This is a genomic window from Isoptericola sp. NPDC057391 (assembly GCF_042668085.1).
In the GTDB taxonomy this organism is placed as follows: Bacteria; Actinomycetota; Actinomycetes; order Actinomycetales; family Cellulomonadaceae; genus Isoptericola.
Genome location: NZ_JBHVBO010000145.1, coordinates 1 through 10,903, shown reverse-complemented (window position 1 = coordinate 10,903; position 10,903 = coordinate 1). Strand labels below are relative to the sequence as shown.

10 protein-coding genes and 2 pseudogenes are annotated in these 10,903 nt (G+C 73.5%); 3 read left to right on the top strand and 9 right to left on the bottom strand.

From position 1 onward, the window contains the following. Positions 1-31: 31 nt before the first annotated feature. Both ACFUVW_RS16055 and ACFUVW_RS16050 read right to left on the bottom strand, forming a co-directional pair. Complete coding sequence (locus ACFUVW_RS16055; RefSeq protein WP_430572325.1) at positions 32-1,129, bottom strand: Gfo/Idh/MocA family protein; 1,098 nt, start codon at positions 1,127-1,129, stop codon at positions 32-34. Further along, entirely contained in the window at positions 1,126-1,926 is an 801-nt protein-coding gene (locus ACFUVW_RS16050; protein ID WP_430572324.1) for a sugar phosphate isomerase/epimerase family protein, read from the bottom strand. The genes ACFUVW_RS16055 and ACFUVW_RS16050 overlap by 4 nt, the downstream gene beginning before the upstream one ends. Positions 1,927-2,131: 205 nt before the next feature. On the opposite strand from ACFUVW_RS16050, the gene ACFUVW_RS16045 reads away from it, so the two are divergent. Further along, entirely contained in the window at positions 2,132-2,779 is a 648-nt protein-coding gene (locus ACFUVW_RS16045) for a dihydrofolate reductase family protein (RefSeq protein WP_430572323.1), read from the top strand. 150 nt (positions 2,780-2,929) lie between these two features. Here ACFUVW_RS16045 and ACFUVW_RS16040 read toward each other — a convergent pair whose 3' ends face one another. The 4 genes from ACFUVW_RS16040 to ACFUVW_RS16025 form a co-directional block, all read right to left on the bottom strand. Next, entirely contained in the window at positions 2,930-3,676 is a 747-nt protein-coding gene (locus tag ACFUVW_RS16040) for an esterase/lipase family protein (RefSeq protein ID WP_430572322.1), read from the bottom strand. Next, a complete protein-coding gene (locus ACFUVW_RS16035; protein ID WP_430572321.1) occupies positions 3,673-4,386 on the bottom strand; it encodes an alpha/beta fold hydrolase in 714 nt (237 codons plus the stop codon). Before ACFUVW_RS16035 ends, ACFUVW_RS16040 begins: the two co-directional genes overlap by 4 nt. Positions 4,387-4,466: 80 nt before the next feature. Beyond that, complete coding sequence (locus ACFUVW_RS16030; RefSeq protein ID WP_430572320.1) at positions 4,467-4,943, bottom strand: DUF4383 domain-containing protein; 477 nt, start codon at positions 4,941-4,943, stop codon at positions 4,467-4,469. Positions 4,944-4,948: 5 nt separating this feature from the next. After that, positions 4,949-5,830: a manganese catalase family protein gene (locus ACFUVW_RS16025; RefSeq protein ID WP_430572319.1), complete on the bottom strand. Its 882-nt coding sequence runs from the start codon at positions 5,828-5,830 to the stop codon at positions 4,949-4,951. 209 nt (positions 5,831-6,039) lie between these two features. On the opposite strand from ACFUVW_RS16025, the gene ACFUVW_RS16020 reads away from it, so the two are divergent. After that, positions 6,040-6,774, top strand: coding sequence for a YqjF family protein (locus ACFUVW_RS16020; RefSeq protein WP_430572318.1), 735 nt, complete (start codon positions 6,040-6,042; stop codon positions 6,772-6,774). Positions 6,775-7,408: 634 nt separating this feature from the next. On the opposite strand, the gene ACFUVW_RS16015 is transcribed toward ACFUVW_RS16020, so the two are convergent. Beyond that, on the bottom strand, positions 7,409-8,026 hold the full coding sequence (locus ACFUVW_RS16015) for a TetR/AcrR family transcriptional regulator (protein ID WP_430572317.1): 618 nt from the start codon (positions 8,024-8,026) through the stop codon (positions 7,409-7,411). A gap of 76 nt (positions 8,027-8,102) precedes the next feature. On the opposite strand from ACFUVW_RS16015, the gene ACFUVW_RS16010 reads away from it, so the two are divergent. Further along, entirely contained in the window at positions 8,103-8,948 is an 846-nt protein-coding gene (locus ACFUVW_RS16010; protein WP_430572316.1) for an alpha/beta fold hydrolase, read from the top strand. Between the two features lie 275 nt (positions 8,949-9,223). On the opposite strand, the pseudogene ACFUVW_RS16005 reads toward ACFUVW_RS16010, so the two are convergent. Both ACFUVW_RS16005 and ACFUVW_RS16000 read right to left on the bottom strand, forming a co-directional pair. After that, positions 9,224-9,580 (bottom strand): annotated as a pseudogene (locus ACFUVW_RS16005) (M18 family aminopeptidase); the annotation flags it as partial. Positions 9,581-9,636: 56 nt separating this feature from the next. Beyond that, positions 9,637-10,903 (bottom strand): annotated as a pseudogene (locus ACFUVW_RS16000) (hypothetical protein); the annotation flags it as partial.

Genomic DNA, 10,903 nt, shown 5'->3' with positions numbered 1-10,903 from the left:
GGATCGCTTGCTGGAAGGCCGGGGCGCGCGGTCAGAAGGTCGACGCCGCCGGGTCGAAGTCCTCCGGCAGCGGCGGCGGCGCGTCGACCGTGGAGGCGACGTCGACCGCCGTCCCGGACTCCGCGGCGTCGCGGATCGCGAGGAGCACGTCGAGCACGTGCAGCGCGACGGCGCCGGACGCCCGCTCGGGGCGGCCCTCGCGGATGGCGCGTGCCAGCTCGACGACGCCGGTCCCGCGGCCCCAGGTGGAGCCCGTCGCGGCGATCGTCTCGGGCTCGTCCTGCCCGTAGCGCCACAGCGTCGAGTCGCCGTCGAAGACGTTCGGGTCGGGCAGCACGATCGTGCCCGTCGTGCCGTTGATCTCGACAAACCCGGCGCGCGGCAGGGCGTGCTGGAACGAGAACGTCGACTGCGCCGACTGCCCGCCGCGGAACTGGATCAGCGCCGCGTGGTGGGTGGGCACCTCGACGGGGAACGTCGCACCGGCGCGCGGGCCGGAGGCGATGGTCCGCTTCTCGAGCGACTTCGACGAGACGGCCTGGACGCGGGACGCCGCGCCGAGGGCGTGCACGAGGGTCGTCACGTAGTACGGCCCCATGTCGAACAGCGGGCCGGCGCCCGTCGCGTACAGGAAGTCGGGGTCCGGGTGCCAGGCCTCCGGGCCCGGCACGTGGAACATCGTCGTCGCCGTCAGCGGCTCGCCGATGTCCCCGCGAGCGATGGCGCGCAGGGCGGACTGGATGCCCGCGCCGAGCACGGTGTCCGGGGCGCACGCGACGCGCAGCCCTTGCTCCTCGGCGGCGGCCAGCAGCGCTGCGGCCGACGCGTGGTCGGTCGCGATCGGCTTCTCGCTCCACACGTGCTTGCCGGCGGCGACGATCTGATGGCCGACCTCGGCGTGCACCGCCGGGATCGTCAGGTTGACGACGATCTCGATGTCGTCGCGGGCCAGCAGCTCGGCCACCGTGCCGGACGACGCGACGCCATAGGCCTCGGCCTGGGCGCTGGCCCGGTCGAGCAGCACGTCGGCGACCATACGCACCTCGACGTCGGCGAACTTCGTGAGGTTCTCGAGGTACTGCGTGGAGATGTTCCCGGCACCGACGATGCCGACGCCCACGCGGCTCACTTGTCGTTCTCCTGCAGCCAGGCGAGGGACGCGGCGACGCCCTCGAAGACGTCGCCCGCGTAGGAGTCGAACTCCACCACGCGGATGGCCTGCGGCGCGGCGGCGAGGATCGCCGGCACGTCGACGTCGCCCTGCCCGGCGGGGACCTGGTTCTCGTAGGCGGCCTTGAGTGCGGGCGGGACGTCGAGGGCGCTCTCGCTGGAGGGCAGCACGGTCGCGATGTCGCCGGACACCTCGCCGTCCTTGACGTGGATCGCGACGACGCGGTCGCCGAGGGTCTTGAGCACGGCGGGCGCGTCGGCGCCGCCGACGGTGGCCCAGAACGTGTCGACCTCGAGCACGGCCTCCGGGTCGAGGTGCTCGGCGAAGACCTCGAACACCGGACGACCGTCGACCTTGTTGGTGAACTCCCACTGGTGGTTGTGGTAGCCGAAGCGCAGGCCGTGGCCCGCGGCCCGGACCGTGAGCTCGTTGACGCGGTCGGCGAGCTTCTTCGCGTCGTCGGCGGTCTGCCACCGCTCGGTCGGGACGAACGGGTCGATGACGATCCCGATCCCCAGGCGGGCGGCGGCGTCGAAGACGACATCCGGCTCGGCGGCGTCGATGACGGCGGCGTGGCCGGACGGCGCGGCGAGGCCGGTGGCGGCGAGGGCGCGCTCGAAGTCGGCGACGCGCTCGACGAACGCGTACGGCTCGACGTGCTCGTACCCGATCTCGCGGACGCGCGCGACGGCGGCGTCCAGGTCGGCGGCGATGGCATCCCGCAGCGAGTACAGCTGCACGGACGTGGTGGGCATCTGGGGCTCCTTCGCGTGGTCTGCGGTCCAGACTTCCGTCGATGCCCGTACAGAAGTACGCCGCACCGCGCCGGAAGCCGAGACGAGCCTACCCCCAAAACCTCACAGTGGAAGGTTTCTGTGCCGATGAGTTCCGCCTACCGCCCCGGTCTCCCCCGTGAGCCGGCCGACCATCCCGGGGCTGGACGACCTCCGGAGGAGAACCATGGGACTCATCCACCTCGAGCTGTTCGCCACCCTCGACCTGGTCGCCCAGGCGCCGGGCGGACCCGACGAGGACCCGGCCGGCTTCCCGTTCGGCGGCTGGCAGGCACCGCTGATCGACGAGGTCGCCGGGGAGCAGATCGACGCCGCGTACGCGGAGGGGACGGACGCCCTCCTGCTCGGACGGCGCACCTACGACATCTTCGCCGGTTTCTGGCCGCACCAGAGGGCCGACGGTCCGGACGGCGAGATCGCGAGGCTCTTCAACAGCGTCCCGAAGTACGTCGCCTCCCGCGGCACCCCCGACCTCTCGTGGGCCGGGTCCACCCAGCTCGGGCCGGACCTGCCCGCCGCCGTGCGGGAGGTGCGTGACCGGCACGAGCACGTGCGCGTCGTCGGCAGCCTGAACCTCGTCCAGACGCTCCTGCACGAGAAGCTGTTCGACCGCATCGACCTCTGGGTCCACCCCATCGTCCTCGGCGTCGGGAAGAAGGTGTTCGACGGTGGGGAGGTGCCCACCAACCTCAAGCTCCTCGAGCCGCCTGCCGCCGGCCCGAGCGGCACGGTGTACCTCCACTACGGCCTCGCCGACGGCGTGCCCGCCACGGGGGACATGGCTGCCGACCGGGACGCTGCTCCGGCCCGTTGACCGGGCCGACACCTCACCGCCGGCGTCTGCTCGTTCGTCGGGCTCGAGACGTCGGCGAACCTGGCCGAGGACCCGCGACATCTCCCGGTCGACCCGCACCCTCTTCGGCGCTCTCGTCACGGCCGGCCAGGCGTCGAGGGTCGAGGCGGCTCAGAAGACGGCGTCGTGCGCGCTCTCCCGGCCGTCGGGGACGAAGCCGCGCACCTCACGGAGGAGGACGGCCGGCAGCGCGGGGTCGGCGAGGGACCGGAAGTGCCCGGGCGTGGCCAGGCGCACGTGCCGGGCACCCGGCAGGTCGCTGCCTCCCGGCACGTGCGGGTCGAAGCAGGTCGCGACCGACACGATCCGTGAGTGGTCCGCGCGCTGCGCGGCCAGGGCGGCCAGGACCTCGTCGTCCGGCAGGAAGGCGCGCACCGCGCGGAGCGGGAGCCAGCGCGCGTACGGCGAACCCGAGAACGGCGTGTTCACGGTGACCATCCCGAGGACGCGGTGGCCCACGTCGGCGCGCCCCATCAGGCTCTTGCCGATCAGCCCGCCCTTGCTGTGCGCCACGACGACGACGTCGTGAAGGTCGGCATCCACCAGGACGGCGGCGGCGAGGTCGGCCATGTCGGGGACGGTGCCCCGGTTGAGGCCGAAGCGCGCGACCACCCGCACGGGGTGCCCGTGCCGGTGCAGACCACGCGCCAGCGGCTCGAGGAAGCGCCAGCTCTCGTACACCCCGGGCAGCAGCAGCACCGTGGGCCGCCGCTCCGACCGCGGCCGCTCGTAGGCATCGGGCGGCGTGCGGGACAGCAGGCCGCCTACCTGTCGCCCGAGGGCGTAGGCATAGTCTGCCGCCCACCACCCCGCCCGGCGCGCCGTCCGGCACCGCCACCCGGCCGGACGGGGCGTCACGTGTCACCGTCCGACACGCCCGCCGGAACGAGCTCGCGCGCCCAGCCCGCCACGAGGCGCGGCGCCGTCGCCATCGCGACGTGGCCAGCGCCCGGCACCTCGCGCAGCTCGCCGTCCGGCGCCGTGCCCGCGAGCATCCGGCACCATGCGCGCGAGGCGACACGGTCGTGCTGCCCCCGGACCACCAGCACGGGCCCCGTGGCCGCTGACACCGCCGCGCGGGTGTCGAAGGCGAGCATGCGGGGCAGCATCGCGGAGTACCAGCGCGGCCCGGCCCGCAGATAGTCGCTCCCCACCACGGCGTTGACGCGCGCCGGCTCGTGGAGCGAGTCGCGCAGCAGGCGCCACGCCTGCGCGGCCGCGGAGGCAGCGCCGGGGTCGACGACCGGGCCCACCAGGATGGCGCCACCGACGACGTCCGGGGCGTCGCGCAGCATCGCGGCCGCCACCTGCGCACCCATCGAGTGCCCGACGACCGTCGCCCGCCCGGTCCGCCGTCGGCGCAGCACGCTCACGAGCAGCGCCGCCAGCTCGTCGACGGTGGGGGCCCGCCGCGGCCGGGGGCTCTGGCCGAACCCCGGTAGGTCGGGCACGAGCACCCGCCGGTCCACGGCGAGCTCGCGCGCCAGGGGACGGAAGTACCGCTCCGAGACGCCGATGCCGTGGACGAGCACGACGGCCCCGGCGACCGGGTCGCCGAGGTCGCGCACGGCGAGCCCGGCGGCCGCGGGGGCAGGCCGTACCGCCCGGCGTGATCGGACGCCGGGCGGTCGGTGCCGTCGGCGCCGGTTCAGGGCCCGGCCGGGTTCCGGCCGTCGCCCGGGAGCCCACGACGGGCGGGCCACAGGGCCACGGCCAGGCCGGCGACAGCGCTCACGATGTGCAGCACGTTGTCGGCCCCGTTGATGTTGAGGAGGTTCGCGTCGGGATCGTTCACGACGATCAGTCCGTAGACGAACGCGGCCCCGTAACCGATCGCGAGGATCCACCCGTACGTTCGTGCGCCGGCCGACCGGTTCCACAGCAGGACGCCGAGCAACCCGATGACCAGGTGGACCACGTTGTGCAGCGGGTTGATCGCGAACCCCAGCAGCGTCTGGGAGTGGTCGTGCACCGTCCAGTCGTCGAAGCCCGTGATCGCGAACCCGACGATGCCCACCAGCAGGTAGACGACCCCGATCGCCAGGGCGAGGTACTGGTGCGGCTGCCGCGCGGGGCGAGCGTTCGCCGCGGCCCCGGAGGCCGGGGTGGCAGGTGTGGCGGTCATGGTCCTCACTCCTTGTGGAACGCGTCCTTGACGGCTCCCGAAGCCTTCTTCAGGGCGGTGGCGCCCGGCACCGTGCCGTGCAACCGCTCGTCGGGCTTCGTGGGCTCCGGCATCGGCACCCCCGCGGGCGGCTCGGCGACGTAGGCGAACTCGCCCTTCCCGTCCGGGGTGGGTCCGCTCGCCCAGGACCCCTCCGACGCCTGCTCGCCGTCGGAGAAGTTGATGTACTGGTAGGCCACGTCGCGGTCCTCCTTGCCGAGCGGGAACGTGCTGGGCACCGGGAGGTCCTCCACCCCCTCGTCGCGGAGCTCCTGCGCGGCCGCGAGCCACTGGTTCTGGTGCATCGTGTCGCGGGCCAGGAGGAACGCCAGCAGATCACGCACCCCCGCGTCATCGGTCATGTGGTACAGCCGTGCCACCTGCAGCCGCCCCTGCATCTCCGCGTTCGCGTTCGCGGTGAAGTCCGCCAGCAGGTTGCCGCTCGCCGTCACGTACCCGGCCGACCACGGGTTCCCGTTGGAGTCCACCGGTCGGGCTCCTGCGCCGGCCACGATCGCGTGCTGCGGGTCGGTGCCGCCGACGATCGCGGCGACCGTCGGGTCGTCCTGCACCGCCCCCTCGACAGCACCCACCGGCGCCTTCTCCAGCAGCTGCGCGATCATGGTCGCGAGCATCTCCACGTGGCCGAACTCCTCGGCGCCGATCCCGTACAGCAGGTCGCGGTACTTGCCCGGCAGGTGCGCGTTCCACGACTGGAACCCGTACTGCATCGCGACGGTGATCTCGCCGTACTGCCCGCCCAGCACCTCCTGGAGCTTGCGGGCGTACACAGCGTCCGGCCGGTCCGGCGTGGCCTGATGCTGCAGTTCCTGACGGTGGAAGAACATGGGTCGCTCCCGTCCCAGGACGCGCGCCTGGCGCGCCCCTCGATCTGTGGGTGCACGCCGCGGCTCGACGCGAGCAGATTCATGGTCCTCCCGCTCCGCTCTCCTCGCACGGGCGGCGAGCGGCGGCGAGCAGACGCCGGTCCTGGCACGCTCGACACCAGGACACGCCACCGGCCCGTCGGGGCCGTTCCGCCCGGAGGGGGAACCGGATGCCGTCGAACGACCCTGCGCACCCGGTCAGGCTGGTCACGAGCCGGCAGACCTGGCGTGCGGTGACGTTCCTGCACTGGGCGTACCCAGCGGCCACGATCCAGCGCCGTCTCCCCCGCGGCCTGGAGGTCGACGTCCTGGACGGCAGCGCGTGGGTCGGCGTGACTCCGCTGGTCATGCGCGACGTCAGGGCCTCGGTGCTCCCGCCGGCCCCCGGCTGGTCCACCTTCGCCGAGGTGAACGTGCGCACCTACGTGCGGCACCCGGCGAGCGGCACGGACGGCCTCTGGTTCTTCACGTTGCTCTGCCCGCGGGCCGTCATGGTCGGGGCGATGCGGGCGGTCGGCCTGCCGTACCACCGCTTCCCGGTGACGGCGGAGCGTTCCGGGAGCATGGTCACGTACCGCGGGCAGCACCCGGGCCACGGCAGGATCGACCTCGCCGTCCTCCCGGGCGAACGGGTCGAGTCCCCGAGCCGCTGGCTCACCGCCGTGACCGGCCGCTGGAACGCCTACGTCGACCGCGCCGGCCGCCTCTGGCGCGTGCCCGTCGCGCACCCACCCTGGCCGCTGCACCGCGCCACCGTCGTCGGCACCGCCCCGGCGACAGGCATCGAGGTGAACGGGATCGTCACCGGGGCGGGACTACCCGCTCCGGCGGCAGGTCCAGTGGTCACCTGGTCTCCGGGCGTCGAGACCCGGGTGGGAGTGCCACGGCTGCTGCGGCCTCGCTGACCTGCTGCGAACCAGCCGTCCTAGAACGTCCTAGAAAACGCTGGTACGTCTCTCAGGGGAACCGCGCAAGCATGTACTGCGAGTATGCGCTCAGTTGCACTGCTTGGAGCCCTCCGACGGCTGGGAGGGGAATCAGGTAGTAGTTGAGGTCCCCGTCGATCAAATGACCGTAGCGGGTGAGGACTGGTCACTCACAGCAGGCCCCGACCCGGCCAGCGCCCCCACCCTCCCGAACGCCGACCTGGACAACGCTCGAGGACCGAAGGTCCTGCGAGCCGCGCACGATCATCGGCCACGCAGACGCGGTGGCCCGGGCGCCTGTGTTCTGGTTCTCGAGTTTGTTCGAGCAGATCCGGGTGCGTGTAGTGCCAGGAACGCTCAACGCCGGCGGTCGCGCGAGGGCTGACATGGAGGAGTGTGTACGGCACTCCGTAGGCCTTCCAGGGCACGCTCGGCGTGTGCTCGTGCGCGCCAGTCGCATCCTGGCGAGCTCCTCGCCACCCTGCCGGTCCTCCCGGCGCAGCTTCTGCAGCCAGGCCCCCGCCATCCCATACGAGGCGAACGCCAGGGCTCGCTGCCGGCCGAGGGGCGGACACGCCGCCCTTCTGTGCCGTCGAGGGCCGGAGTCGAGCGGTCAGCGGGCCACGGCGAGCAGCGCTGCCAGGCTCCGCCCGGCGGACCGCAGGGGCTCCGGGTCCCGGGAGACGCGAGCGAGCAGGAACGCGCCCTCGACAAGCATCACCATGGCGAGGGCGAGCTCACGGGCCCGGTCGGGCGCGACGTGGCGAGAGAACCACTCCGTGCCGCCCTCGACCCACGCAGCGAAGACGTCCGCGGCTGCCCCGCGGAGGGTGTCGTTCGTGTCCACGACGTCGAGCGCCATCGTGGCGACGGGGCAGCCGTCGGCATAGCCGTTCGCCACGAGGTCGCGGGCCGCGGAGTCGAAGGCGTGCACGACGGCGTCGACCGGGTCGTCGCGCTCCTCGAGCAGGCCGAGCACGAGCGCCATGAACTGCGGTCCGGTGGTGCGGATCATGTCCTCGGCCAGCGCGTCCTTGCCGCCCGGGAAGAAGTGGTAGATCGAGCCGAACGGCGCCGCCGCGTCCGTGGCGATCTGCTTGAGACCGGTGCCGGCGTAACCCCGGCGCGCGAACAGGCGGGCCGCGGCGTGCCGGATCCGGGTGCGGGTGCCCGCGCCCGCGGGCGGCTCGGCGAGGAGCGGGGGGAGGGGTGAAGGGGTTGCCGCGGCCATAGGACCAGCCTACGGTGAACGACTAGAACGATCTATCAAATCTGGTGATCCGATCTGATGACCCGGGGGGGAGACCATGGCGGTCGTCGAGCTGGCGGCGGGGCCCGTGACGTACGAGGACACCGGCGGCACCGGGCCGGTGGTGCTGCTCGGGCACGGGCCGCCGATGGACTCCCGCGCCTGGCGGAAGGTGGTGCCCCTGCTGCCGGGCTTCCGCGTGATCACGCCGACGCTGCCGCTCGGCGGCCACCGCACACCGATGCGCCCGGACGCCGACCTGTCCCAGCGCGGTATGGCCCGCCTGCTCGGCGACTTCCTCGACGCCCTGGACCTGACCGACGTCACGCTGGTGCTGAACGACTGGGGCGGCGGCCAGTTCCTCGCGAACGACGGGCGCACCGACCGGATCGGGCGGCTGGTGCTGGCCGCGTGCGAGGCGTTCGACAACTTCCCGCCCGGGGCGGCGAAGGCGCTGGCCCGGGCCGCGCGCGTGCCGGGCGGCATGTGGCTGCTGCTGCAGCTGTTCCGCCTCCGGGCGTTCCGGCGTATGCCGAGCGGGTACGGCGGCATGTCCGTCGTGGGGCTGCCGGACGACCTGCTCGTCGACTGGTTCGCGCCGGCCATGCAGGACCGGCGGGTCCGCCGGGACTTCGCGAAGTTCGCCGGAGGAGCGCCGGGGCGGGCCGAGCTGCTGCGCCTCGCGGAGGGCTGGCGAGCGTTCACCAAGCCGGTGCTGGTGGTGTGGGCGGACAAGGACCGGCTGATGCCCGCGGCGCACGGGCCGCGGCTCGCCGCGCTCTACCCTGACGCTCGGCTCGAGGTGCTGGCGGACTGCGCCACGCTGATCGGCGAGGACCAGCCCGAGCGCTTCGCCCAGCTCGTCGCCGACTTCGCCGCGCGGGACGTCTCGCCGGCCCGCTGACGCCTATTCATTGCACAGGTGAAGGCATGGGCGGGAGAGCGCCCGGGTCTCAGCGCGGCTTCAGAGAAGCCGTGGCCGTCGGCCACACATCCTTCGAGCAGTGCCACACAGCCCCACCCGGCGTGTGTCACCAACCGTGCAGCAGACCCGTCAGGTCTGGTACGCGGCGCGGGGGCACGGCGCCTTCGTCGCTGACACCGTTGATGGAACGGTTGCGGAGGAGCGGTCTCTCCGCGTCAGCGCGCCGCCGCGGTCTCTTGCGAAGGCACGCACGGCGGGCCGGTGCGCACCAGGTGCTCGACCGTGCCGCCCGCGCCGTCGGAGGTGCCGAGGCGACCGGCGAGCTCTACCTCGCGGTCCAGCCACGAGTTCAGGAGCGGACCGCCGTACACCTCGACGCCGGCCTGCACCCAGCCGTCGCGGCCGGTGGTCGGCTTCGGCTTGAGCTTGAAGCCGGTGGAGTCGGTGTGCGTGCCGAGGATGGTGAACGGCGTCGTCGCACCCGCGGCCGGCGGCACCGTGAACGCGATCGCCGAGCCGTCGCGCACGACGACGTAGCGCCCGCCCGGCACCACGTCCCACGCCGCCGTCTCGTCCAGCCGCACGTACCTGGCGGCCTGCGCACTGGGCGCGGGCTGCTGCGGGGACGACGTCGGGCATGACCGTCAACCTCCCACGCGACAGGTCGTCAGTCGCCGCGCGGCGGTCCCAGGTAGCCGTCGACGAACTGCCCCCACCGCCCGTCGCCGTCGATGGTCAGCCGCCACCCCGTGTACCCGTCCGGCCCCTGCGCGCTCATCTCCTTCGCCTCCTGCGAGGTGATCGCGCCCGCGTCGACGGCGTCCTGCCAGTCCTCGGACGTCGACCGGCAGGCGTCGGAGCTCACGCGCGGCCACGAGTGCATCTGCTCGAGGCCGCCGTCGGTCGTCACCTCGACCGAGCAGGGCGTCGTCCCCGCCAGCAGCCGGGCGAGGATCGCGTACACCTCCTCGTCGCGCTCGCCGCCGGGCAGCTCGAGCAGCGCCCGGGGGCCCTGCCCGCCCCAGTTGAGGTCGTGCCGGTCCGCCTCCTCGGCCAGCGCGATCAGGGTGTCGTCGTCGCACTCCAGGGCGGCGGTCAGCAGCGCGGACGCGGTGCTGCGCACCGGTTCGTCCACGTCGGTGAGGTCCGGCACCCCCGCGTCGATGCCGGCAGCCGAGCAGTCGTCGCGCCCCAGGACTTCGCCGGCCCGGCGGGACACGTGCGCACCCTTCGCGTCGAGGTCGACGTCGACCCAGGACGGCGAAGCCACCACCGTCGCCTCGGTGAAGCCGTCGCTCCAGGCCACGCCGTACGCGCGCACCTGATAGTGCCCGTCGGGCAGCGGGTGAGGATACGCGGTGCGGCCCTCCCTCGTGCCGTCCGGTGCGCAGGTCGTGGCCGGGGAGTCGGTGGCGAAGCGCTCCAGCGGTCCAGGGACGAGCTCGACCGGCGCCTCGGTCTGGTCGGTCCCCAGGTCGACGACCCGCCCGTCCTGCGCCCAGACCAGGGTGGGTCCCAGGAGCACCGCGTCGGCCGGAACCGAACCGGCCACCTGGACCGAGGTCGTCATCACGATCGTGCTCACTCCGACCCCCGTCCCGTCCTCCTGGGTCGCCCCACCGAGATCGGCGCCGCTCGGGACGACGGCCATGCGATAGGGGTCGGTCCGTTCCGGTGCAACGTCGTCGGCCGGCATGCCGCACGTCAGCCCGGTGCCCTCGAGCCAACCCGGCTGGTGCCCGGGCTGGATCAGGTCGGCGGCGCGTGCGTCGTCCGCCCGCGTGTCGTGGTCGCCGGACGGCGACGGCGTCGGGCTGGTCGCCGGCCCGGGCAGGGGCGGCGGAGCGTCGGGCAGCAGCGCGGCGCCGCCCAGCACCAGCCCCGCGGCGACGGCGAGCGTCGTGGCGCCGATCCCGGCCTGCTTGACGGTGCGC

Coding starts and splice junctions, on each gene's coding strand:
- ACFUVW_RS16015 (WP_430572317.1), bottom strand. CDS start 8,026: ATGGCCGCGGCAACCCCTTCACCCCTCCCCCCGCTCCTCGCCGAGCCG.
- ACFUVW_RS16025 (WP_430572319.1), bottom strand. CDS start 5,830: ATGTTCTTCCACCGTCAGGAACTGCAGCATCAGGCCACGCCGGACCGG.
- ACFUVW_RS16010 (WP_430572316.1), top strand. CDS start 8,103: ATGGCGGTCGTCGAGCTGGCGGCGGGGCCCGTGACGTACGAGGACACC.
- ACFUVW_RS16030 (WP_430572320.1), bottom strand. CDS start 4,943: ATGACCGCCACACCTGCCACCCCGGCCTCCGGGGCCGCGGCGAACGCT.
- ACFUVW_RS16045 (WP_430572323.1), top strand. CDS start 2,132: ATGGGACTCATCCACCTCGAGCTGTTCGCCACCCTCGACCTGGTCGCC.
- ACFUVW_RS16020 (WP_430572318.1), top strand. CDS start 6,040: ATGCCGTCGAACGACCCTGCGCACCCGGTCAGGCTGGTCACGAGCCGG.
- ACFUVW_RS16050 (WP_430572324.1), bottom strand. CDS start 1,926: ATGCCCACCACGTCCGTGCAGCTGTACTCGCTGCGGGATGCCATCGCC.